This window comes from Paenibacillus solani (genome assembly GCF_050475945.1).
GTDB classification, from domain to species: Bacteria; Bacillota; Bacilli; order Paenibacillales; family Paenibacillaceae; genus Paenibacillus_AQ; species Paenibacillus_AQ solani_A.
This window is the reverse complement of sequence record NZ_JBCMXJ010000008.1, coordinates 53,852-77,757: the sequence shown is the minus strand read 5'-3', so window position 1 is coordinate 77,757 and position 23,906 is coordinate 53,852. Positions and strand designations below refer to the sequence as shown.

19 protein-coding genes and 7 tRNA genes are annotated in these 23,906 nt (G+C 49.0%); 21 read left to right on the top strand and 5 right to left on the bottom strand.

Annotation, left to right across the window (positions count from 1 at the left end):
• Nucleotides 1-150: 150 nt before the first annotated feature.
• From ABEQ74_RS10965 to ABEQ74_RS10935, 7 genes are all read left to right on the top strand, one after another.
• Nucleotides 151-225, top strand: a tRNA-Glu gene (locus ABEQ74_RS10965).
• A gap of 131 nt (nucleotides 226-356) precedes the next feature.
• Nucleotides 357-440 (top strand) — tRNA-Leu (locus tag ABEQ74_RS10960).
• Between the two features lie 5 nt (nucleotides 441-445).
• A tRNA-Val gene (locus tag ABEQ74_RS10955) sits at nucleotides 446-521 on the top strand.
• Nucleotides 522-608: 87 nt separating this feature from the next.
• A tRNA-Met gene (locus tag ABEQ74_RS10950) sits at nucleotides 609-685 on the top strand.
• A 47-nt stretch (nucleotides 686-732) separates the two neighbouring features.
• Nucleotides 733-808: transfer RNA gene (locus tag ABEQ74_RS10945), tRNA-Thr, on the top strand.
• 21 nt (nucleotides 809-829) lie between these two features.
• A tRNA-His gene (locus ABEQ74_RS10940) sits at nucleotides 830-905 on the top strand.
• 33 nt (nucleotides 906-938) lie between these two features.
• Nucleotides 939-1,013: transfer RNA gene (locus ABEQ74_RS10935), tRNA-Gly, on the top strand.
• Between the two features lie 72 nt (nucleotides 1,014-1,085).
• Here ABEQ74_RS10935 and ABEQ74_RS10930 read toward each other — a convergent pair.
• The 3 genes from ABEQ74_RS10930 to ABEQ74_RS10920 form a co-directional block, all read right to left on the bottom strand.
• Nucleotides 1,086-2,180: a site-2 protease family protein gene (locus tag ABEQ74_RS10930; RefSeq protein ID WP_430122218.1), complete on the bottom strand. Its 1,095-nt coding sequence runs from the start codon at nucleotides 2,178-2,180 to the stop codon at nucleotides 1,086-1,088.
• Nucleotides 2,181-2,364: 184 nt separating this feature from the next.
• Nucleotides 2,365-3,228, bottom strand: a complete 864-nt coding sequence (locus tag ABEQ74_RS10925) for a hypothetical protein (RefSeq protein ID WP_430122217.1) — start codon at nucleotides 3,226-3,228, stop codon at nucleotides 2,365-2,367.
• Nucleotides 3,229-3,411: 183 nt separating this feature from the next.
• The gene (locus ABEQ74_RS10920) at nucleotides 3,412-4,305 is read right to left on the bottom strand and encodes a LysR substrate-binding domain-containing protein (protein ID WP_430122216.1); all 894 of its coding nucleotides are present in this window, start codon (nucleotides 4,303-4,305) and stop codon (nucleotides 3,412-3,414) included.
• Nucleotides 4,306-4,477: 172 nt separating this feature from the next.
• On the opposite strand from ABEQ74_RS10920, the gene ABEQ74_RS10915 reads away from it, so the two are divergent.
• From ABEQ74_RS10915 to ABEQ74_RS10860, 12 genes are all read left to right on the top strand, one after another.
• A complete protein-coding gene (locus ABEQ74_RS10915; RefSeq protein ID WP_430122215.1) occupies nucleotides 4,478-5,515 on the top strand; it encodes an ABC transporter ATP-binding protein in 1,038 nt (345 codons plus the stop codon).
• A gap of 22 nt (nucleotides 5,516-5,537) precedes the next feature.
• Nucleotides 5,538-6,605: an ABC transporter substrate-binding protein gene (locus tag ABEQ74_RS10910; RefSeq protein WP_430122213.1), complete on the top strand. Its 1,068-nt coding sequence runs from the start codon at nucleotides 5,538-5,540 to the stop codon at nucleotides 6,603-6,605.
• Between the two features lie 98 nt (nucleotides 6,606-6,703).
• The gene (locus ABEQ74_RS10905) at nucleotides 6,704-8,374 is read left to right on the top strand and encodes an ABC transporter permease (protein ID WP_430122221.1); all 1,671 of its coding nucleotides are present in this window, start codon (nucleotides 6,704-6,706) and stop codon (nucleotides 8,372-8,374) included.
• Nucleotides 8,371-9,687 carry an MBL fold metallo-hydrolase gene (locus ABEQ74_RS10900; protein ID WP_430122212.1) on the top strand — a complete coding sequence of 439 codons (1,317 nt, stop codon included), beginning with the start codon at nucleotides 8,371-8,373 and terminating at the stop codon, nucleotides 9,685-9,687. Before ABEQ74_RS10905 ends, ABEQ74_RS10900 begins: the two co-directional genes overlap by 4 nt.
• Nucleotides 9,688-9,863: 176 nt before the next feature.
• On the top strand, nucleotides 9,864-10,844 hold the full coding sequence (locus ABEQ74_RS10895) for a ketoacyl-ACP synthase III (RefSeq protein ID WP_430122211.1): 981 nt from the start codon (nucleotides 9,864-9,866) through the stop codon (nucleotides 10,842-10,844).
• A 187-nt stretch (nucleotides 10,845-11,031) separates the two neighbouring features.
• Nucleotides 11,032-12,384: an extracellular solute-binding protein gene (locus ABEQ74_RS10890; protein WP_430122210.1), complete on the top strand. Its 1,353-nt coding sequence runs from the start codon at nucleotides 11,032-11,034 to the stop codon at nucleotides 12,382-12,384.
• 128 nt (nucleotides 12,385-12,512) lie between these two features.
• Complete coding sequence (locus tag ABEQ74_RS10885; RefSeq protein ID WP_430122209.1) at nucleotides 12,513-13,475, top strand: carbohydrate ABC transporter permease; 963 nt, start codon at nucleotides 12,513-12,515, stop codon at nucleotides 13,473-13,475.
• Nucleotides 13,472-14,335, top strand: a complete 864-nt coding sequence (locus ABEQ74_RS10880; protein ID WP_430122208.1) for a carbohydrate ABC transporter permease — start codon at nucleotides 13,472-13,474, stop codon at nucleotides 14,333-14,335. The genes ABEQ74_RS10885 and ABEQ74_RS10880 overlap by 4 nt, the downstream gene beginning before the upstream one ends.
• Nucleotides 14,336-14,415: 80 nt before the next feature.
• A complete protein-coding gene (locus tag ABEQ74_RS10875) occupies nucleotides 14,416-16,137 on the top strand; it encodes a sensor histidine kinase (protein ID WP_430122207.1) in 1,722 nt (573 codons plus the stop codon).
• Between the two features lie 15 nt (nucleotides 16,138-16,152).
• Nucleotides 16,153-17,496: an ABC transporter substrate-binding protein gene (locus ABEQ74_RS10870; RefSeq protein ID WP_430122206.1), complete on the top strand. Its 1,344-nt coding sequence runs from the start codon at nucleotides 16,153-16,155 to the stop codon at nucleotides 17,494-17,496.
• A 24-nt stretch (nucleotides 17,497-17,520) separates the two neighbouring features.
• On the top strand, nucleotides 17,521-19,119 hold the full coding sequence (locus ABEQ74_RS10865) for a response regulator (protein WP_430122205.1): 1,599 nt from the start codon (nucleotides 17,521-17,523) through the stop codon (nucleotides 19,117-19,119).
• Nucleotides 19,120-19,355: 236 nt separating this feature from the next.
• Nucleotides 19,356-20,327 carry a ring-cleaving dioxygenase gene (locus ABEQ74_RS10860; RefSeq protein WP_430122204.1) on the top strand — a complete coding sequence of 324 codons (972 nt, stop codon included), beginning with the start codon at nucleotides 19,356-19,358 and terminating at the stop codon, nucleotides 20,325-20,327.
• Nucleotides 20,328-20,520: 193 nt separating this feature from the next.
• Here the strand turns inward: ABEQ74_RS10860 and ABEQ74_RS10855 are convergent, their stop codons facing one another.
• Nucleotides 20,521-21,474 (bottom strand): helix-turn-helix transcriptional regulator, encoded by a 954-nt coding sequence (locus ABEQ74_RS10855; RefSeq protein WP_430122203.1) that lies wholly within the window; start codon nucleotides 21,472-21,474, stop codon nucleotides 20,521-20,523.
• 129 nt (nucleotides 21,475-21,603) lie between these two features.
• Between ABEQ74_RS10855 and ABEQ74_RS10850 the strand changes: the two genes are divergently transcribed.
• The gene (locus ABEQ74_RS10850; RefSeq protein WP_430122202.1) at nucleotides 21,604-22,497 is read left to right on the top strand and encodes an SDR family oxidoreductase; all 894 of its coding nucleotides are present in this window, start codon (nucleotides 21,604-21,606) and stop codon (nucleotides 22,495-22,497) included.
• A 161-nt stretch (nucleotides 22,498-22,658) separates the two neighbouring features.
• Here the strand turns inward: ABEQ74_RS10850 and ABEQ74_RS10845 are convergent, their stop codons facing one another.
• Nucleotides 22,659-22,916: a GlsB/YeaQ/YmgE family stress response membrane protein gene (locus ABEQ74_RS10845; protein WP_430122201.1), complete on the bottom strand. Its 258-nt coding sequence runs from the start codon at nucleotides 22,914-22,916 to the stop codon at nucleotides 22,659-22,661.
• Between the two features lie 204 nt (nucleotides 22,917-23,120).
• Between ABEQ74_RS10845 and ABEQ74_RS10840 the strand changes: the two genes are divergently transcribed.
• Nucleotides 23,121-23,855 (top strand): acyl-[acyl-carrier-protein] thioesterase, encoded by a 735-nt coding sequence (locus ABEQ74_RS10840; protein ID WP_430122200.1) that lies wholly within the window; start codon nucleotides 23,121-23,123, stop codon nucleotides 23,853-23,855.
• Nucleotides 23,856-23,906 lie beyond the last annotated feature (51 nt).

The following is a 23,906-nucleotide window of genomic DNA, read 5'->3' as shown; positions in this document are numbered from 1 at the left end:
GAGAGTAGGACGTCGCCAAGCGGAAACCACTTTGAAAGTGGTATTTTTTTTGCCTGTCATCTACTTGTATAAGTGAATGATTGCAAAAAAACGTCCGAGCGGGCTGACTGCATGCGGATGCTCACTCGGACTTTATATATTTTTGATTAAGGCCCGTTGGTCAAGGGGTTAAGACACCTCCCTTTCACGGAGGTAACAGGGGTTCGAATCCCCTACGGGTCACCACTAACATTAAATGCTTCAGGGGATGAGAACCACCACGGTTCGTCGGAGCATGAACTTCGTAAGCTTAGACTTCGCAGTCTCGAACGAAGTGAGAGTATCTCCTACAGGTTAACAAAGTTTTTATTGGATGCGCGCGTATGGCGGAATTGGCAGACGCACTAGACTTAGGATCTAGCGTCTTTGACGTGGGGGTTCAAGTCCCTCTACGCGCACCATATATGGAGGCTTAGCTCAGCTGGGAGAGCATCTGCCTTACAAGCAGAGGGTCAGCGGTTCGATCCCGTTAGCCTCCACCATAATTGCACCCCAAAAAGTGAAGATCATGCTTCGCAGAAAATTCCGATTACTTTTCGGGGGTCCCATACAAGTAACCCTTTTAATGACGCGGGGTGGAGCAGTTCGGTAGCTCGTCGGGCTCATAACCCGAAGGTCGTAGGTTCAAATCCTGCCCCCGCAACCAATTATTTATTACATATTGAAAATATCGTGTTATAACTATATGAATAAGCCGTTGTAGCTCAATTGGTAGAGCAACTGACTTGTAATCAGTAGGTTGGGGGTTCAAGTCCTCTCGACGGCACCATTTAAATTAATTGTAGATATGGCGGTCGTGGCGAAGTGGTTAACGCACCGGATTGTGGCTCCGGCACTCGGGGGTTCAATTCCCCTCGATCGCCCCATTTTACAAGAATATGAATAGTGTTGGGGATTTTGCGGACGTGGCTCAGCGGTAGAGCATCGCCTTGCCAAGGCGAGGGTCGCGGGTTCGATTCCCGTCGTCCGCTCCATACATATTTCGGTTTATTACACTATGATTAAAGCCTTCCTTCCGGAAGGCTTTTTATGTTGGTTTAGCGTGGTTAGGAAATTAAACGGTTTTCAATTTGGGATAAGATCTTCTTTTCGACTTGATAGGTACCAATTGGCTTATACCATTTTTCTAATAATAATTGAGCTTGCGATAGGTGTTCTGCCGCTTCTTTCGTTTTTCCTTGTGTGGACAGCATAGCAGCCCAAGCTTTGTGGTAACTGTAGGGCTCCTTATTAGGCAACGATTGTACAAGTGATTCGGCTTCTAAGCGAGATTGAGCGTCAGATGAAGGTTGCAAGAAAAAGTGACAAGCATATAAACTAACGATCATGATACGGACGAGTGTATTGAAACCCGAAGTATTTCCTAACATAACTAGGGGCTGGATGTATTTTATGGCTTGATCTATTTGTTCTTTATCGGCAAAGTAATAATAGAGAAACATTCGCAGCTGCGATTCTTCGATGAGTTGTTCCGTTGTTCGGTCTATTACGTTATTCAGCATATGGGAAGAGGCATTAATCACTTCAGGGTTCCATTCTGAAGGAATAAGTTTTGAAGAAAAATCCCTTTGTAAAATAACAGAAGCCATCATTAGATTTGCACGAGTAGATTCTTTGCGTAGGATCCAAAAATGTTTCCCATCAGAATAAAATGATCCGTTGGTCGAAGGAATCAATGTAACGACACCAATACCCAGGTTCATCAATAAAAGTGTATCCAACCATAAAGGAGAGGAACTAAAAAGTAAGAGGATGAGCAGAGCAGTAAATAAACTTGCAGCGGGGCCTCCTAGAGCCATCCAAGACCATTTGCGAGCCATACCCTTATAATCTGAATTGCTCGCAGAAAAATGTATTGTTCCACCAAAATACTGCCAGTTATTATTAGGGAGAACTTGAAGGGAACGCTTCTTAAAGAGCAGACGCAGCGGGCCAACATTCATTTCAATCGGTTTTAGTCCTTTTGCAACACCTACTATAAAATGTCCAAATTCATGTATAAATATAGTGAAAAGAAAGAGACAAAGAGGAACGATAACAAAGTAAACTCCCTTTCCGGGAAGTAAGAGAGCTAATAAAATACCCAGAATGAAAACCATGAGAAATAAGGGGAATGGTAAAAGCATTTTTTTAAATTTCAAGAAGACACCGACTTTCTATAAATGTAATGAGTGAAGATGTCTCTATAATAACCTCTTAATTAATTCAATAAAACCTATATTTTTACAAACATATGGTTGTTAATAAAAATAATGAGCATCAGAAAGAAGGACGTCCCACTAGTGGACGCCCTTCTTTTGTTTACCTCAATAGCTTATCTCTAACTTAATATCGTTCCAAGATCAGCTGCGTCTTCAAACCGTCGATAGGAAGCAGCCAACCGTTAGACTCCAGGGATTCCATTAGATCTGATCGAAGATGGGAAGCAACCGAGACATCAGAGGTTTTAAAAGAGACTTCGATTAGATTCTCGGTCCCGGTGCCATCTGCAGTACGAATCGGCCAAACTTCGAGGCTTAATTTCTGGCCATTCCATAATCCCTCGTAGCGCAAGAAGGTCAGAGGTCCATGGATGCGGGACTGTGAAAGCTTTTGCTGACCCCAAGTTGGAGAGGTCCATTTTTTGAGCTTCCCTGGGAGTTTGTCCAGCAGCATTGCCAGGGCATCTTGTTCGGATGGGAGCGCTGTGCCAGCAGTCGATGTGCTGATCTTCTTGGTGTTGGAGAAACTAAGCGTTTGTTTGCCATAGCCCCAATCAATCTCGGCCTCGTAATTGTCATCAGAAGCATCAAAGCCCTCCTGATTAGCCAAGCTGAGCGCGGCATTAATGTCTCCATTTACGATGGGATAGCGTTTCTTATAAGTAAGCTCGTAGTTATCCTTGTCCTCTTTTTTACGAAAACGAACATCCCAACCCTCGGCATTTAGCTCCAACTGGTCTGTGTCAAAATAAGCTACACCGATTGCCTGAGGGGCAGAAGCTATTCCGAATGCTTGGATGACTTCGCTCCGCAGACTTCCACCGGATTCCAGCACGGTTTCCGGTTTGGCCAGGAATTTTACTTCATACGAAGGCACGGCATTGGCGGCTGCCGAAACCTCTGATGCCTGGAATCCTGTTAATCCACTTCCTATAGCCGTGAAACCCACCATGAAAGACAACGTCAGCTGTTTCCATTTTCTCAACACAATCACTCCCATAAGCTGGATTTAGGTACACCACTTACTTTAAACGCTGAATAATTGTGAGTTGTTAACGGGGGAGGGTGATTGTATCAAATGTTTATAGAATTATTGAATGGAATTATACATTTTTTGTTAATCCACCTTGATTGAATCCAGAGAAACCTCACCTATCCCCCACATAGCTAGCTACAGTTGATTGCCCATCTCACGTAAAACCTCCTGAAAACGCTGAATTTGTACGGAAGGAAGACGGTCCTTATTGTGGACGCAGTATATATGACGGGATGCCTGGTGGCCGGGAATGGGCATAACGTGCAGTAAGCCTTGCTGCAGCTCCCGCTGTACCGCCATCCGCGATATAAAGGAAATATGATCCCCCAACAATACCAGCTGCTTGATTGCTTCTAGCGAGTCCAGCTCCACCGGACTCCTCATATGCAAACCATGCTGCGCAAGCCACTGGTCGGTCAGCTGCCTTGTGCTGGATTCGGTGCCATGCAAGGCAAAGGGAGTGCGAATGATCTGCTCAGGCTGCAGTGAATCCGATTTTGCCAACAGATGGTCAGGCGAACATATTAGGATCAGATCATCTTCGCATAGTGATTCGGCCTGTAGACTGGGACCCGTAAAGGGTGCGGAAGAAATAATGCCCAGATCAATCTGGTGCCGTACCAGCATGTCGCGGATAACCGGAGAAGGCTTGACCGATAAGGAAATCCGTATGCCGGGAAACTCGCGGGAAAAAGCATTCAATATCGCGGGCAGCAGATAGGTGGCAGGGACATAACTGGCTCCAATGTGCAGCGTTCCCCGATATAAGCTGTCGTACTCGCGGACGACTCGCTCTGATTCCTTGGCAAGCGCGTTTATTTTCACCGCATAATGCAATAGAGCTTGTCCAGCCTCGGTAAGAAATGTTTTTCCACTTCGGGACTCGAACAGCCGGACTTTCAGTTCTTCTTCCAGGGACTTCATATGAAAAGTAACCGTGGGCTGCTTAATGCCAAGTATGTCTGCCACGCTGGTCATATGATGATGACGGTCGATCAGTTCCACAATTTGCAGCTTCATCAGATTCATGCATATATCTCTCCCTTAATTATTCCTCATTAATGCTCTCTATATAGATTTAATCTATGAGTATCAACAGAATTCAAACAAAAAGTTAATTCTACGTTTACATTCCTCTAATACACCGCTTAAACGCCAGCCTTACACTAGAAATAGCTTAAGAAGACAGGTTGGGATCAAAGTGGATATAGAAATCAGGGGCATTCAAAAATCATTTCAGGGTACACTCGCTTTACTTCCTACTGATTTAAAACTCCGTCATGGTCAATTCACCACATTGCTCGGGCCATCTGGCTGCGGCAAAACGACACTGCTAAGAATGATCGCCGGGCTGGAACAGCCGGATGAAGGAGAGATCTATGCGGAAGACCGGTGTATCTATTCCCAGAACCAGAGAATCGATGTGCCGTCGCATAAACGCAATTTCGGGATGGTATTTCAGGATTTTGCCCTCTGGCCGCATATGACGGTATACGAAAATGTAGCGTTCGGATTAAAAGCAGCCAAGCTTAAAGCGGATCTCAGAAAAAAAGTAACCGAAGCGCTGGCCATGGTCCGTTTGGAGGGGATGGAGGAACGTTATCCGCATCAGCTGTCCGGTGGACAACAGCAGCGGGTTGCATTTGCCAGAGCCGTAGCCATCCGCCCGGCACTGGTACTGTTCGATGAGCCTCTAAGTGCGCTAGATGCTGTGCTTAGAGAGGAAATGCGGATCGAAATGATGTCACTTGTGAAGGATATGGGGCTGACTGCTCTTTATGTCACACATGATCAGGTGGAAGCCATGTCGATGTCGGATGAAATTGTGGTTATGCGGAAGGGAGAAGTCCTGCAGCGTGGAACCCCGGAGATGATATATGAAACACCAAGTCATCCCTTTGTAGCTTCGTTTATCGGCAAGTCCAATTGGCTGACGGAGGATCACTCCATGGTGAGACCGGAGCATGTGACATGGAGCAGGACAAGCACGGAGGATATGTGCTACCAGGCAACCGTGCTAAGCGTGAGTTATGTAGGCGAGCGATACGAAATTCGCTTACAGGTGGATGGAATGGACGAGTGGACCGCATATCTGAACAAAAGAGTACCTGTCGGAGAACTCGTGAATCTGTACGTGTCTCCACAGAAGATCTGTCGGATGGGTGAAAAGCCGAGTCACGATACGAACAAGAGCGTGCATCAAAATACAGCAAAACGCACGCCTGCTGCTGCAGGCTAAGAAGAAGAGGAGCTGGGGAGAAATGAGTCAATGGAATGTACGGAAAAAAAGCGCGGTGCTGTTGTTGGCATCTGTTATGAGCCTAAGTCTGTTTGGTTGCGGCAATACGCCAAGTGGGGATTCGGCTGGTAAGCCGGCACAGGATACAGGTAAGGCATCTGCATCCGGGAGTACGCAGGCCGGAGGTAAACTCGTTCTTTACAGCGCAGGCCCACAAAAGCTTGCCGACAATATCGTAAGCGGTTTTGAAGCCAAGACCGGAGTGAAAGTAGAGATGTTCCAAGGTACAACGGGCAAAATCTTGGCACGGATGGAAGCGGAAAAATCGAATCCGGTAGCGGATGTTGTCATTCTCGCATCGCTGCCTTCTGCCCAGGCCTTGAAGGCAGAGGGTCTGACACTGCCTTATCCGGAAGCTGCCAATGCGGACAAGCTGAATAAGGATTGGTCCGACGCGGAAGGAAACTATTTCAGCACAAGCGCATCAGCGCTCGGGATTGTATACAATACGAATCTGGTCTCCGCACCGCCTCAAAGCTGGGCAGACTTAGGTCTGCCGGAGTGGAAGGATGCAGTTAATATTCCAGATCCGACACTCTCGGGATCAGCACTGGATTTTATCACGGGTTACTTGAGCGTGAAGGGCGATGCAGGCTGGAAACTGTTCGAGAATTATAAAGCCAATGGAACTGCCATGGCAGGAGCGAACCAGGAAGCGTTGGACCCGGTGATTACCGGTGCCAAGAGTTTGGTTGCCGCAGGCGTGGACTATATGGCGTATTCTGCTAAAGCCAAGGGTGAGCCGCTTGATATTGTATATCCGGAGGAAGGAACCGTTGTAAGTCCAAGACCGGCTGCAATTTTGAAATCCAGTCCGAACGTAGATAATGCCAAGGCTTTCATCGACTACTTGCTGTCTGACGAAGCACAGAAGCTGGTAGCGGATGCCTATCTGATTCCTGGCCGTGAAGACGTGGAGGCTGAAGGTCGGACTAATTTGAAGGATATCCCGGTGTTTAAAGTGGATTGGGCTTGGATGAACGAACATGGGGATGAGACGGCGGCACGTTTTTCCGAAGTATTCAAGTGATGCATAAGAGTGCGTGTTCAAAAAGATCGGTTGAACATCCACTAAGAGTGAAGCACAGGAAGGCAATGTGAGGTGAACTGGGAGTGAGACCTGTCATCATGGACAGTCAGCGATTCATACGGAAAACGGGCGTTATTCTCGCCCTTTTTCTTCTTATCATAAGCATCGGTGTACCGCTGCTGCTTATTTTCTGGCAAAGTGTATACCGAGATCAGCACTTCGATTGGCTGGCCCCACTACGAACGATAGCTGGTCATGAGCTGTCTGGCGTTTTGCTGCAATCGATCTGGTTAGGGGTGTGCGTGGTAGCAGGATCAACCATGCTCGCGCTGCCGCTCGCCTGGATGATGGCCAAAACCCGGCTGGGACAGCATCGGTGGGTGGACGTGATTCTGATGATTCCGTTCATGACCCCGCCGTATATCGGTTCGATGGGCTGGATTCTGTTTATGCAAAAGGGCGGGTATTTGCAGCAGTGGCTGCCGGGAGCAGCGAAATGGAGCGATTCCTTCTTCAGCTTCGGCGGTATGGTGCTGATCATGAGTCTGCATTTGTTCCCGTTTCTCTATCTGCTGCTGCGGGATGCGCTGATCCGGATCGGCGGTAATCTGGAGGAGGCTGGCGCAGTCCATGGGGCAAGCGCAGGATACCGGTTTAGAAAAATCATACTGCCGCTGTTGTTATCCTCTTACGGCATGGGCGCGATGCTGGTGTTCGTCAAAACGATTGCGGAATTCGGTACTCCGGCAACATTCGGCCGCCGCATCGGCTATTATGTGATGACCTCGGAAATCCATAAATATATATCAAGCTGGCCCATCGATTTTGGTAAAGCGACCTCGCTGGCATCGGTCCTGCTATCGGTATGTCTGGTGATATGGTATATGCAGTCCACGATCAGCCGAAAGTTTACCTACCGTCTGGTGGGCGGCAAAGGGCAACGTTCCAAAAGGTATTCGCTGCGCGGAAGCAAAGGAGCCGTCTGCGGTTTGTACATCGGATTGCTGCTGATATTATCTGTCGGTATTCCTTACTTTTCCGTCATTGCGGCATCGCTTATGAAGCTCCGGGGAGCCGGATTATCCTTCGATAATCTGACACTTGATCATTATAAGGAATTGCTGTCCTGGGGATCGGTCAGCCAGAAGGCACTTGGTAACAGTCTGGGTCTGTCGCTTGCGGCATCTACCGTTGCCGTTCTGCTCGGTACCGGTTTCGCCTTAGTGATCGGCAAGTCTCAAGGGCGGATGCAGCGGGTTATTGATCTGTTAAGTCTCTTGCCGAATACGGTTCCCGGCATTGTAATCGTGGTCGGTTTGATCCTGTTCTGGAATGCTCCGTGGATGCCGGTTACGCTCTACAATACCTATGGAATGGTGGTGCTGACGTACGTCGTACTGTTCCTCCCGTATACGGTGCAGTACGTGAAAGCCAGCTTCTCGCAGATTGACGGCACTTTGTTTCAGGCGGGACAGGTATTTGGAGGCGGACCTCTGCTTATACTGCGGCGGATTCTGCTGCCGCTGATTATGCCCGGCATGCTGGCAGGATGGATCATGACCTTCACGATTGCTTCACGGGAGCTGGTCGGATCACTGCTCATTCTACCGCCATCAATGCAGACATCGGCTACGTATATTTTTGCCCAATTTGAGCAGGGGCAGGTATCTCTCGGGATGGCCATGGCTGTCGTCTCTGTCGGTATGACGGTGCTGCTGTTACTGCTGGTCGAAGCTATGAATTCTAAAAGAAAGTGGAATGCATCATGATGAAACTGACGGTGTGGGGCGGTGCGGGCGAGCACGGCCGCTCTGCCTATTTATTAAGCGGCAGCCAGGTTCATTTGCTCCTGGATTGCGGTGTTAAGAAGGAAGGATCGGGAGACTATCCGATGATCCAGCAAGAACAGGTACCGAAGCTGGACGCTGTGTTTCTGTCGCATGCCCACGAAGATCACTCGGTGGCGATACCACTCCTGTACCGGTTTGGCTATCAAGGAGAAGTATGGACAACCCGAGAGACGGCAGCCCAGTTAACGGCTTATTTTTCCTCCTGGGGAGAGTTTACCGCAAGGGCAGGCGTAGAACTTCCATACAGGGAGGAGGATCAGCTGGCGATCCGCTACCGATACCTGGAGGAAGAGGCTGAGAAGCTAACATGGTTTGAAGCACTTCCTGGCGTAGAGGTCATGTGGGGGCGAAGCGGCCATATGGTGGGGGCTGTCTGGTTTATGGTACAAGCTGAAGGCAAAAGAATCTTCTATTCAGGCGATTACACATCGGAATCGCTACTGCTTGAGGATGACAGCCCTGCATTGGTGGATAAGCCCTCTTCCATGTTGCTGGATCTGGCTATAGTGGATGCAGCTTACGGGACAGACACGAATTCACAGGCCGATAAGTTGGAGCAATTGGAACAAAAGATTCAGAGCACGCTGCAAACCGGCGGTAAGGTGTTGATACCTGTGCCGGCTGCCGGTCGAGGGCAGGAAATGATCCTGTGGGCGTATAGGAATTGGGTGGATGTGCCGATCGTGATCGAAAAGCCGCTGATTCAAGGGCTGAAGAGACTGCTCAAACGTTCGGAATGGCTTCGCAGTCAGGTGTCTGATCAGAGAATGAGAGATCACTTGGAGTTATTGCTGAGCCGGAACGATTGGATCGTGCCCACGACTGAGGCAGAACGTGAGTCCTTACTCCAAAAGCATGGGGCATCGCTTTGGTTCGTAACCGATGGGATGATGCAATCAAATCTTGCACAGTGGTACTATCGCCAGATGTCAGGTGATACCCGGAATCTGATCCTGCTCACAGGCCATGTTTCCCAGGGGACCTTTGGACAACGTCTTCTTGAGCATCCCGCGTCATACGGTGCCTGCGCTGTCACAAAGATCAGGTATAAAGTACATCAAGGACTGACAGACGTGCGTCAGATGATAACCGGTGTTCCGGCTCGGCATACAGTACTTGTTCATGCAGAGAAAGAAGAAACGGACCAGTTACAAGCTTGTCTGGCAGCGGAAGCAACGAGTCTCCATCATCATATTTATTCCTTATCGGTTGGTGAGGAAGTATATTTCTAGTGGTGGTTAGAGAACCTTTATCGCTTCAGCGGTAAAGGTTTTTGATGTGGAGTGGCAGCTATGTGTTTAGATATAGGGGAAGTTGGTGAAGGCTGTAAAGAACATATATAAATAAAAATTAGTACCAAGTACTAGTACTTGGTGTTATAATAGTTGTAAACTTGGAGGTGGGAATGATGAGCCAATCAAAGTCAAGAATAACAGCAATCGGGACCTATGTTCCTGAACGGATCTTAACCAATGCCGATTTGGAGAAAATGGTTGAGACGAGCGATGAGTGGATTGTGCAGCGAACAGGTATGAGGGAACGCCGGATTGCTGCCCCGCATGAGTATGTATCGGATTTATCCGTAAAGGCCGTAGAGGATATGGTGGATCGGTATGGGGTTACCGTACAGGATGCCGATATGATTCTTGTGGCGACAAGCACGCCGGAGTATTCTTTTCCCAGCACAGCCTCCCGGGTGCAGTCCAAGCTGGGTATCGTTAGCACAGGAGCGCTGGATCTGAATGCCGCCTGTGCGGGATTTGTATATGCGCTGCAGATGGCTGACGGATTAATATCCGGGGGAGCTTACCGTAAGATTCTGGTTATCGGTGCAGAAACTTTATCGAAGATTACGGATTACACCGACCGGACGACATGCGTGTTGTTTGGAGATGGTGCCGGTGCGGTATTGATGGAGAGAGATGAGAATTCACCTAGTGTCATTGCGTCTATATCCGGAACTTTTGGCGAAGGCGGCATTCATCTGTATAAAACAGCACTCTCCGAGCAAATGGACGGAACGGAATTAAAAAGCGGCTGTCTTGTGCAAAATGGCCGTGAAATTTATAAATGGGCCATTCGGAACATTCCGGACGGTGTCCGAACCCTTCTATCCAAAGGGGAGATGACCGCCGATGAAGTGGATTGGTTTGTACCGCACAGCGCCAATCTTCGGATGATCGAGGCGATTAACGAGCGGGGGCCATTTACCATGGACCGCACCTTAACCAGCGTCGAGTACCGGGGGAATACCTCCGCTGCCTCCATTCCGCTTGCACTTCAGCTGGCGGTGGATGAAGGACGGCTGAAGGCAGGAGACCATGCACTGCTTTACGGATTTGGAGGGGGCATGACCTACGCGGGTTCCATCATCAAATGGACAATATGAATTCTAATTAATTATAAGACCGCTATCGACATTCGATATGCGGTTTTTTTGTGCTGTGATTTTTGGATAGACAAACCCGAATCGTAATAAATTCAACTTAAATTCGAAAGTTTACCTCCTCAAAATTTGGTGCCGCTTTCATTAGACTAAAGAAGAAAAATACGTTCCATGGAAGAGGGGTAGAACAATGAAAAGGTTTAAATCATGGAGCTTGCTGCTCCTGAGTATCATCATGGTGTTCACGCTGGCCGCATGTGGAGGCGGGGGCAGTAACGGAGGCAGTACGGCTGAATCTCCTGGGGGAGGCAGCAGCAGTGAAGGAACAGATAATACCAAAGAAGGAACAGAGTCCACAGAGAAAATCGAGCTCTCCTTCTGGTCACTGGGAACAACCAACTATGAGGATCTGGCGAAGGAATATACGAAAGAGCATCCGAACATCACGTTCAAGTTCCAGAATACGTCAGACCAAACCGCACATCACAACAATCTGACGACAGCATTGTCCGCAGGGTCCGGTGCTCCTGACATTTTCCAATTGGAAATCGCCTTTATGGAGCGCTTCATCAACAACCAGGATAAGTTCTACAATCTGTACGATCTCGGCGCCAAAGACCTGGAAGGTAACTACCTGGAGTGGAAATGGAAGCAGGCTACATCGGTTGATGGCTCCTTCCAACTCGGTCTGCCAACAGACATCGGCCCTACGGTTGTGTACTACCGCACAGATCTGGCTGAGCAAGCCGGACTGCCAACGGATCCGGACGGGTTTAGCGCAGCGATTGACTCTTGGGACAAATTCGCCAGCGTAGGGAAGGATTTCACGAGCAAAACAGGAAAACCATTCGCCGACCTGACGGACCTGGTATACAACGGGGTGCGTGACCAATCTCCGGATCAAATCTACTTCAACAAAGAGGACGGCTCCTTTATCGGAGATACGAACCCGCAAGTAAGAAAAGCTTATGACTTTACGGTAAAAGGCATTCAGGAAGGCTGGATCGGCAACTGGATTCTGTGGTCTCCTGAATGGCAAAAAGCGATTAATGATGGAGACTTTGGCGTCATGCTCGGCCCTGCTTGGATTGCCGGCACGATTCGTAATGCCAAGGACACTGCGGGCAAATGGCAGATTGCCCAGCTTCCTGAAGGAGCAGGCAATTGGGGCGGCTCGTTCCTGACTCTGCCGAAGGAAGGCAAGCATTCGAAGGAAGCTTTCGAATTCATTTCATGGGTGCTGAACAAAGATAACCAGTTGAAATCGTTTAAGGACAGCGGCTTATTCCCATCCATTCCGGCGGTTTACAGCGAGCCTTCATTTACAGAGGAGAAGGATGCATTCTTTGGCGGCCAGGTCATTTCCGAAGCATATGCCAAATCGGCAGAACGCATCAAGCCGGTTTACTACGGACCGCTTCATGACCAAACCGACACCATTATTAAGAACGCACTCAAAAATGTGTTAGAGAAAAAAGCCGACCCGCAAAAAGAATGGGAAAGCGCAATGAAACAAATCAAGACACTGGTTGATCGCAGCTAGGAAAAAGGGAAGTTTCCTGACTAGCACAATCATCCCATAAATTGTCCATCATTCATCCGAATCCGAGTAGAGAGACACTTCTCTCCGCTCGGATTTGGATTTATCCTTACCTACCTGGAGGTGCCTTCATGGCAGACACAGCTTCAGCTACAACAGAGTCACCGCAATCGGTACCGACAAAACGGCGCTGGTTGACGGAGACGGTGCGTAGCCGGTTTACGGCTTATACGTTTATCTCACCATTCTTCATCTTGTTCGCAATTTTTGGACTGTATCCGATTATTTTTACCATCTACTTATCCTTCTTCAAATGGGACGCACTTGGACCAATGAAATACGTCGGCTTCAAGAACTATGAGCTGATTACAAGCGACCCGACCTTTTGGATTGCTTTTAGCAACACACTCATCATGGCTTTGATGGGAACCTTGCCGCAGCTGATCGTGGCCTTATTCGTTGCGGTTATGCTCAACTCGGCCTTGAACAGATTCAAGAATACGTTCCGCATTCTGTATTTCATGCCGAACATTACTTCGATCGTTGCCGTGACGCTGGTATTCAGCACGATGTTTGGCAACAACGGGATGGTTAACTGGATGCTGAACACCTTCGGTGCTGAAAGCGTGCCGTTTAACTCCGGCTGGTGGGGTGTCAAAATTGCAATCTCGTCCATGGTCATGTGGCGGTGGATGGGTTATAATGCCATTATTTTTCTGTCCGGTCTGCAGAGCATTCCGACTGATATTTATGAAGCAGCCAAAATCGATGGTGCCACCCGGGGCCAGCAGCTGCTCTATATCACGCTTCCGCTTCTTCGGCCATTCATTCTGTTCGTTACCTTGGTATCGACGATTGGCGCGCTTCAATTGTTCACGGAGCCTTATGTATTCCTCGGTCAGTCCGGCACGGGCTCGACACGGCAGGAAGGAGTAACGATGGTCACATATTTGTATAATGAAGCCTTTAAGAATGGATTCTTCGGTACGGCTGCGGCCACGGCGGTCCTCTTGTTTATTGCAACCATTCTGTTCTCGGTATTGAATATGATGCTGGGACGCGAAGGCAAAGGCACGGGAGGTAATAAAGCATGAGCACAGTCGCCATAAGAAGGAAAAAACCGGATGAACCCGGTATACTCGCAAAATTTTTCTTTTATCTATTCATGATCCTTGGCGCGCTAGTGTCAATCTTCCCATTCTATTGGATGTTTGTCGTGGCTACAAATGACAAGGATGCTGCATTTCATATTCCGCCGCTCCTTACGCCTGGAACCCAGTTCCTGGATAACTTTTCACGCGTACTGGAACGGACGGATTTCTTCAGAGCACTGATGAACTCGGTGGTTGTCTCTACAGCCGTTACATTGTCCGTTGTGTTCCTCTGTACGCTGGCGGGTTATGCTTTTGCCAAATATGAGTTTCCTTTGAAAAAGACACTGTTTGTTTTTGTTATCGCCACGATGCTTGTGCCTGCCCAGTTGGGCGTGCTTCCACAGTACGTCATCATGGCCAAACTGCACTGGATCGACAGCTACAAAGCACTGATCGTGCCCGCTATGGTCAATGCTTTCGGCATCTTCTGGATGCGCCAATACATCACTTCCGCTGTTCACACCGAGCTGATTGAAGCGGGGCGGATTGATGGCGGTGGGCATTTCCGGATCTTCTGGAACATAGCCATACCTGTAGTGACACCAGCGATGGCTACGCTCGGCATTCTGAATTTCATGAATGTCTGGAATGACTTTTTCTGGCCGCTCGTCGTATTGAAAAACAGAGAAAATTACACCATTCAAATCGCCCTGCAGCAATTGTTCACCAATAAGGACGGCCTGGACTTCGGCATGATCATGTCGGCCACCTTCACGGCTACATTGCCGCTTCTCATCGTATTTTTATTGTTCAGCCGATGGGTCATCGCAGGACTGACATCTGGCGCTATAAAAAGTTAGCAAGCAAGGTGAAATTCGACAAGGAATGCAGACGGTCATGAAGAATAATAGACATAGTAGAGTGGAGGGAGGAAGGCTTCATGAAACTCCGCCGAAAAATATTGCTCGCTATTATTCTTCTGGTTTTCATTCCCGTCATCGCACTGGGCGGGGTTTCCTATTATAGCTTTTCGGAAGCGATGGAGAAGAAGTCGAATGATTTTTACTGGATTTCGCTTCTAGAAACCGATCGCAAGCTAAAGTTTGCCTTGAATGAAATCACGACGATTTCAAACTCGGCCATTACCCAGAAATGGATTCAGCAGATGCTGAAGCAGCCGGAATACGCAGTTACCTACGAGCAGCGGCAGGAGATCAACAATTTAATCAATCATCCGATGATTGCATCGTTTGCCTTTTATTCGAATGATCAATTGCTTTATCATACGAATGGTGAGATGGAGCTTCAGGAGCTGAAAAGGCAGGATTGGTACGAAGCGGTGGAGAAGGCAGAGGGACGTCCCGTATGGGTCGGACCCGGCGAGAACGGCTCTGCAGCCTCCGGTTCTCCTGTTTTGATTCAATCGCGAGTGATAAAGGATTACTATACGCTGGAGGATATTGGGACCTTCGTGATCTACGTAAAGTCGGATCTGCTTGATCAGGTGTTCTGGGAGGCAGCAACACTTAAACAGGGAGATATCCTGCTCGTTAACAAACAGGGGCATATCGTGTTCAGCAAGTCAGGCGGACATATCGGGGAGCAGACGGCATTCCCGTTTCTCTCGGATGATTATACGAATGGAAAAGGATATTATGTCGATCAATATGCAAATGAAAAATCACTGATCACGTATTCCCCTTCTCATAATAAAGAATGGTTTCTAGTCGCGATCACACCAAGTAAACTCATCTCAGCTGAATCGGTTCCCATTCGTAACCTGGCCATGATTCTGGGATTGATCTCGCTCGTGTCGGCGTTTCTGTTCGACCGTTTTTTTGTGCGCAGGATGGTGCGCAGCATCATCAGTGCAGTGAATGGGATGAAGCGCGTGAAGCAGGGGATCTTCGTTCCGATTCCTTCCCATCGAGTGGCGGAGGATGAAACGGATCTGTTGATTGACGGTTTTAACCGGATGAGCACGCAGATTCAGGAGCTAATCGGACAGGTCGAAACGGAACAAGCACGCAAAAAGGAAGCGGAGATGCAGGCGCTGGTTGCCCAAATTAATCCGCACTTTATATACAACTCACTGGAATCGATTAATTCAATGGCCGTGCTACAGGGAAACAAGGATATCAGCAAGATGGTGGTTTCTCTTGGTAAACTGCTGCGTATCAGCATCAGCGAGCACCATGAGCTTATCCCGCTCAGCATGGAGCTGGAGCATGTTCAGCATTATATGCGGATTCAGAAGTTCCGGTTTGAAGAGAAATTTAATTATGATATTGAACTTCCGCCCGCACTTAAGCATTACGTTACACAGAAGCTGATTGTCCAGCCGATTGTTGAGAACGCTTTATATCACGGGATTGAGCCGATGGAGGAAAGCGGCTTGATCTCGATCCGGGTATCTGAAGACGGCGAGGATATTGTGATCGATGTGGAGGATAATGGTCCGGGTTTTGATCCCGAGACGCTGATGAAGCTGTGGACTACGGACCCGGGGCAACTGAAGAAGTATCGGGAGAACGGGGTCGGTCTGAAAAATGTGCATGAGCGGCTGCGGATCCGGTTTGGCAGTCGTTACGGTTTGATGATCTGCTCCTCAACTGGTCACGGCTCTCTGATACGAATCCGAATACCGAAAATACTGACATGACAGGAGGGCTGCAGCGTGAGATGGTTTTGGAATTGGGGCTGGATAGTCGGTTATACGGCGCTGTTGGCGCTGGCTGTCGTGTGGGTGACGGTGCAGAATCAGGGACCGATTGAGGAGAAACAGCCGGAGAAGCTTACGCTGACGTTTCGGCATTTTTGGAATAAGGAGCATGACCGGCCCGTGCTGGCTATATTTGAGAGCGTCGTTCGCAGCTTTGAGAAAGAACATCCGAATATAAAAGTAAACTTTGAGAGCATCGATCAGACAATTCATCGGGAGCAGAAACTGAAGAGCGAGATGGTCACCGGTACGCCGCCGGATATGTTTGTCCTTTTCGGTGGAGCTGAGATCATGCCCTATGCCAGGTCCAACCGGCTGATGGATTTGACGGATTTTTTGCAGGAGACCGGTCTGCGTGAGCAATTCAAGGATCTGCATCACTGGACCTTCGACAATCGGATTTACGGCCTGCCATTCGAGGGACATGCGGAGCCCATTTATTATAACCGGGTTATATTCCGGCAGTTGAACCTTAGCCCTCCGACAACGCTGCAGGAGATGAATGAAGTGATTAGCGTTCTGCAAGCGAACGATATCATTCCCTTTGCGCTCGGAAATGAAGACCGCTGGCCAGCAGGCATATTTGCGCATTATTTCATGGATCGGTATGCCGGACCGGAACTGATCGACCGGCTGGTTGAAGGAGATGATCAGGTCAGCTTTGTGAATGAGCCGTATTTGGAAGCATTTGAACAGCTGGAAACTTGGATCAGGGCAGGGGCCTTCAGTCCTTATGCCAACAATCTGTCCACGGAAGAAGCGATAGCCCAGTTTACCGAAGGGAAGGCAGCGATGTATCTAAACGGCAGCTGGGATATTACGCTGTTCCGGAATGAGGATCATCCGGATTTTCAAAGTGAGGTCGGTGTCATTCCATTTCCGTCCCTACTGCCCGGAGAAGAACGATCCTTGGCAGGCGGATATACGATTGGCATCGGGCTGTCTTCGGATTTGGATGAACCAAAGAAGCAAGCAGCTTTGGAACTGCTGGGCATGTTCTATACCCCGGAGGTGCAAACAAGGCTGGTGTATGAGGGGCTGCGCGTGCCTTCCATGAAGATTGCCTATGATTCGAACAGAACAGGGCCGGTGTTTGCCCAGGTCACGGAATTAATGGAGGAATCGACGAGTACCTTTCTGCCATACGACAACAAGCTGTCACCTGAGGTGAACCGTTTATTCCTTAAAGTGATCGAGGATATGCTTGGAGGGCGTACGCAAGCTGCCGAAGCCCTGGAGCAAATTCAGAAATCCTCGGTGCAGGATTGGCAGCTGAGACGAAATACGGTGCCGGAGTAACCAGAAGAGACAAGGGGGAACGTCATGGGCGGAGCGGAAGGTAAATTCAGAGTCATGCTGGTTGATGATGAACCGATTATTCTGCGCAGTCTGAGGGCAGCCATACCTTGGGATGAGCTGGATCTGGAAGTTGTAGGGGAAGCCAAAACAGGAGACAGTGCTCTGAAGCTGGCGCGTGAACTATCGCCGCATATGATCATAAGCGATATTCGTATGCCGGGCATGGATGGCATTACGCTTATGAAGGAGCTTAAGGCGGATGAGGCGCGGCGAATCATCATTTTCATTAGCGGGTATGGTGAATTCGAATATGCAAGGGAAGCTCTGCGCGAAGGGGCTTTCGATTACTTGCTGAAGCCGATCGATCACGATGAGCTGTCTGAAACGATTGCCAAGGCGGCCAGAACGCTGGAGAAACAGATTGCCGATGACCAAATGCTGCACTCGATCAAGGTACTGTCGCTGCTGGCCCGGGAGCGAATGCTGACGGAATTCATAGAGGGAAACCGAAGCCCCTTGCAGCATATGCAATGGCTGGAAGACAGCGAGCTGAAGCATGAATACACGATGGCGGTCATTCAATTGGACCATTACTTGCGGCTTAACGAGTTATGGAGCATGGATGAGAAGCGATTGTGGCTGTTCGCTGTGCGGAATGTGCTGGAGGAGTGGTCCTTGCAGCATGGCGGACTTACCGTATTCCCTTTCCGCAGCGGGGAGTGGGTCCTCCTGTTTCCGAGTTTGTCGCAGGAGCGGCAAGAACAGATCGGGCGGGAATTAGTGCAATTAATCAAGCAGAACACGAAGCTCTCCTGTTCGGTTGGTTTCAGTTCCAGCATGGCCGGGATTGACCACTTGGGCACAGCTTACGAAGTGGCCGTCCGTGCGTTATACCAACGGTTCTATTCGGGAGAAGAGGGCGTGTTTCTCGGAACGCCCGAGGCCGCCATGGAAACGGCGAGTGAAGCGAAGTATCCGAAGCATCTGGAGTCGTTAATGGTGGAGAGCATCCGAACGCTTCACAAGGAGCGGCTGCTCGAGCTTTTTGATGAGACCAAAGCTTATATTGAGGAGCATGGATTCAACAAGGAGATGACCGAGCGGGTGCTGCTTGAATTGAGTGTCGTTCTGTACCGGCAATTTGAGCATATGAAGGTGCTGTTTGAGTGGTCCCTGGAGGAATTGCTGCAGGAGCTTCATGCTTCTGATACCCTTCAACAGCTGATGGCTGTGCTTAAGAATCATTTCAGCAGGTGGATTGCTGAGAGCCGATCAGGGCAATCCAAGGACAATATCCAGGCTGTGATGAATAAAGCGAAGGAGTACATTGCGGAGAATTACCAGAAGGATCTCAGTATTGAAGAGGTATCGGAACTGGCCGATTTGAGCATCAGTCATTTCTGCACCTTGTTTAAGGGAGCAACGGGATATACCTTTTTGGAGTATCTGACGGAGTGCCGGATCGAGAAGGCCAAGGGTATTTTGCTGAATACAGATGTGAAGGTATACCAGGTAGCACCGCTGGTAGGGTATCAGGATCCTCGATACTTTACACAGGTGTTCAAGAAGATAACAGGGAAAACACCATCCGAATATCGAGAAGAAGCGATAACCAAAGCTTAAATGTGGAGGAATCCCCATATTAGATCTAGGGGACATTCTACTGAGAATAGGGTCCGTCATAGCAGGGAATGAATAACAGATCCATTTTGTTCGGGTTTTTAGCCTGGAAGAAATGGATCTGTTATTTTTATTTTAAATATCTTAATATTAAGACTTGACGATTTAAGGTTTAAATACTAAACTAAAAATATAAGTTATTGGCGATAAGAAATATCAAATTAATGGAGGTTGAGGTCATGAAATTTAAAGGAATCCACCACGTATCCGCCTTAACGGCTTCGGCTTCGCGGAACTTTGATTTTTATACAAAAGTGCTTGGCATGAGATTGGTCAAAAAGACGGTAAACCAGGACGATGTTTCGGTCTACCATCTGTTTTATGGTGATGAAAAAGGAAATCCCGGTACGGAGCTGACCTTCTTCGAGATTCCGATGGCGGGACAGACCCGGGAGGGCAATAACAGCATTTCGGCAACGTCACTTCGTGTACCTAGTGACCGAGCTTTAGAATATTGGGTAGAGCGGCTTGATGAACATGGCGTGGATCGTGAGGAGATCAAGGAGCGTGCTGGCCGTCTGACGCTGCTGTTCCGGGATTTTGAAGGCCAACGGATCATCCTTGTTTCGGATGAACATAATGAGGGAGTTGCTGGAGGCACACCATGGGAAAAAGGACCAGTTCCGGGGGAATACGCCATCATTGGCTTAGGTCCGGTGCAGCTGACCGTACCTGACCCCGTGCAGACGGTAAAGGTGTTGACAGAGCTGATGGGTTTCCGTTACAAAGGGCAGTATGCCTCGTTTGTAGAAGGCCAGCCGGATATTCTTGTCTTTGAGACAGGGGAAGGCGGGACCGGAGCAGAAGTGCATGTGGAGGTACGAAGTGATCTTCCGCAGGAGCGGCTCGGTCGCGGCGGCGTTCACCATGTAGCATTCCGTGTAGAGGATGAAGAGGAGCTTCGTTCTTGGATCAGCCGGATTAGCAATGTGGGCTTTTCGAATTCGGGATTTGTTGACCGTTTTTACTTCCGTTCCCTGTACTTTAGAGAGCCTAACGGTATTTTGTTCGAAGTAGCGACTGACGGACCGGGATTTGACACGGATGAGCACATCGACCATCTGGGCGAATCTCTTGCGCTGCCGCCATTCCTGGAGCCGAAGCGGGAACAGATTGAAGCTAATCTTAAGCCGCTGCATACAATTCGATAATGATAATGGCGCATATGTGCGCAAAGCACACAACACCGGACAAGTCTCTGTTAAGGGGCGATTGCCCGGTGTTTTCTTTTACATATCAGAAAGTATAAACTTCGAAGCTTGTGATTTCTGATATCGTAAGAAAAACATCTTATAGCAGAGGTCTGCTATCTGAGAAAGTTACGTTGACAGGCCTTTTTCTAACCTATTCGTACAGCCGGGTAATAGCCTTTACCGCTGTACTGACATGCTCCCGCAGCTCTTGTGGAGCAATGACCTCGATCTCCGCTCCGCAGCTAAGCAGAATAGCTGAAGCTGACTCCATTGTATTAAATTCCAAATCTGCCGAGATCCATCCGCTCTGTGAGTTATCCATGTCGCAGCGGAGTATTTTGACGTATCGCTCCCGCTCAAGGCGCTCGGTAAGATTGACGCTCATACGCACCTGCGCCGGATATTGCGGGAGATTCTGCATGAACCGTACCAGTGACTCCTCCCAATAATTGGCCAGATTAAAGTCAGGCGGGCGCTCGAAGGCTTCCTCGGTCATGACGGCATCAACGATTCTGGACACACGGTAGGTTCGGAGTTCGCCTTGGGATTCGGCTACCACATACCAGGTGCTGCGTTTGGCAACCAATCCGAGCGGATGAATAATTCTTTCGACTCGCTCCTCTCCCTTCATATATTGAATTCTGGTGATACGATCCAGCCACAGAGCCTCCTGAAGCACGGTAAGGTACGGATGCGTTTCACGATAGGAGTGCCAGCCTGCGCCATCAATATGGATTTTCTCCCGTATCATTTCAGCGTCCTGCCTGATGGAGCGGGGAGAAGAAGCCAATAATTTCTGATAGGCCGCGTCAAAATGCTTGCGGATTCCCAAATCACCGATCAGTGGGCTGTGACTAGTCACAAGCAGGGAGATCAGCTCATCATGCGTCATCCCGGTCAGGTTAGTTCGATAACTCTCTTCAAGCACCCAACCCCCAAGGGAGCCTCTTTCCGCATAGACGGGAATACCGGCCGAGCTGAGGCTTTCCATATCGCGTATTATCGTTCGTTCCGAAACCTCGAGCTGCTCCGCCAAATAACGGGTGCTCTTCTTACCTCCGTTTTGGAGCATCAGCATAATGGATAATAGACGATCGGCCCTCAAATCAGCTCACCTCTTTATCATGTGTAGAAATTAATTTCATTGTAGCACGGATATAAGACAAGGGATGTCATATATGACGGGTACGATAAGGATGTTGAGAATATTCAGTATACAGGTGGAGGTTATGCAATGAAGAAGAACGATCTAAAGCCATTACAAGGTAAAGTAGCTGTCGTTGCCGGAGCGACCCGAGGGGCTGGACGTGCGATTGCAGTGATGCTGGGCGCTGCAGGAGCCACGGTATATTGCACGGGACGAAGCACACGGGGACAGGCATCGGATATAAAGCGGTCCGAGACGATTGATGACACGGCTGATATGGTAACGGCACGAGGCGGGGTGGGCATCGCCGTGCAATGTGACCATACCGTGGAGGAGCAAGTTAAGGCATTATTTGAACGAATTCGCAGGGAGCAGGAAGGACGGCTCGATATCCTCGTCAATGATATATGGGGAGGCGAGAACATCACGCACTGGAATATCCCTTTTTGGGAGCAGTTTCTATCTGATGGCCTGTTAATGCAGGAGCGCGCGGTGACGGCGCATATGATCACAAGTTATTATGGTGTGCCACTGATGGTGGAGAACGGTGGCGGATTGGTTATTGAAGTCACCGATGGATCTACGTATCGGTATCGGGGGAACTTGTACTACAGCTTGGCCAAAATCTCGGCAATCCATCTGGCTGAAGCCATGGCGGAAGAGCTGCGTCCATACCAGGTAACGGCGCTATGCGTGACACCGGGGTTTCTACGTTCCGAACAAATGCTGGATTACTTTGGCGTGACGGAAGACAATTGGCGGGATGCTGCTGCGCAGGAGCCGCATTTCATCGAATCGGAGACTCCGTATTTTCTAGCGCAGGGCGTCGCAGCACTCGCCGCCGATCCGAATGTCGCCGACAAGAGCGGTAAGGCCTTGACCAGCTGGGATTTATCCGATGAATACGGGTATATTGACATCGATGGCCGTAAGCCGCATTGGGGCAATTATGCGAAGAAGAATGGACTTCCTGTATCTTAGAATAGAACAAAACTACAAAAACAGGGTGACCTGCTGCCGTGAAGGCAATAGGTCACCCTGTTTATTGTGGATCTTATCCATGAATGGGCTAATGCCGCTGACCGTGACTCTGGGTCTACAGTTCCCGGTTAAGCACACTCAAGCACAATCCACTTCACCGGTTATGAACGGCCGCGTCTCATCGAACCCATGATCAGGCTGACAACAAAGACGAGGACGACGGCACCGATCAGAGCAGGCAGGATGAAGAATCCACCCATTTCAGGTCCCCAAGATCCGAGCAGAAGGCCACCGAGCCAAGCGCCGACGAAACCAGCAATGATGTTACCGATGATACCGCCCGGGATGTCTCTGCCCATAATCAAACCTGCGATCCAACCAATGATACCACCAACGATTAATGACCAAAGAAAACTCATGCTTATCACCTCGTATAAGTTATAGTTGTTTGTGCCTTACTATTAACCAAAGACGTGACTTTTAAACCGAATCGAACATGAACTTGAGTAAAAAAATTCTTCCAAGTTGATAAGAAACGTTGCTGTTCTTTGATAAATCTGAGGCTTTTGATTATGCTTGAAGTACTCAAGGTTGTACATGGTAAAGGAGCTGGCATGTGACTCATGGTTGAGAAATGGACAGAAGAATACACGATTCAATCCGTTGATGCAGATTTTAAAGGGGAGTGTCGTTGGTCCTCACTGCTTAGTATTTTGCAAAGAGCGGCTGACAGGCATATTGAAGCGCTCGGGATCAGTCGCGAGGAAATGATTGAGCGGGGAATGGGCTGGATGCTGATAACGCTGGAGCTCGATATGCGGCGAATCCCAAGGGATATGGAAACCTTGTATGTGGATACCTGGAGCCGCGGCTCCAAAGGGGCGCTCTGGCATCGAGACTATCGGATCAAGGACAGCAGTGGTGACATACTTGGTGAGGCTCGCTCGGTCTGGGCACTGGTGGATATCCATAAGCGGAAAATATTACGCCCATCCATGTTTCCATACGAGGTGCCGATCGGTCAGGAAACGGTTGGAGAGCTGCCAAGCAAAGCTGTATTGCCTGAAGGAATACAACTATATGAAGCCTACCCATACATTGTCAGGTATAGTGGAATCGATACAAATGGTCATTTGAATAATGCAAGATATGCAGATTTGTGCTTTGATGTGCTGGATGAGCAAGAGCTGCAGGAAGGCAAAGTGACTGGTTTCAAAATTACATACCATCATGAAGCCAGATGGAAGGACACGATGCTGGTCAATCGTTCATCAGAACAGAACGGCAGGGTATACGTGCAGGGCACATCGCCGGACGGAACCAACTTTTTTGAAGCGGCTATCGTTAGGGAATCATAAACCATCAGGCGAATTCTTTCGGAAGGGAAGGAGCGGCCTGACGCTTCATGG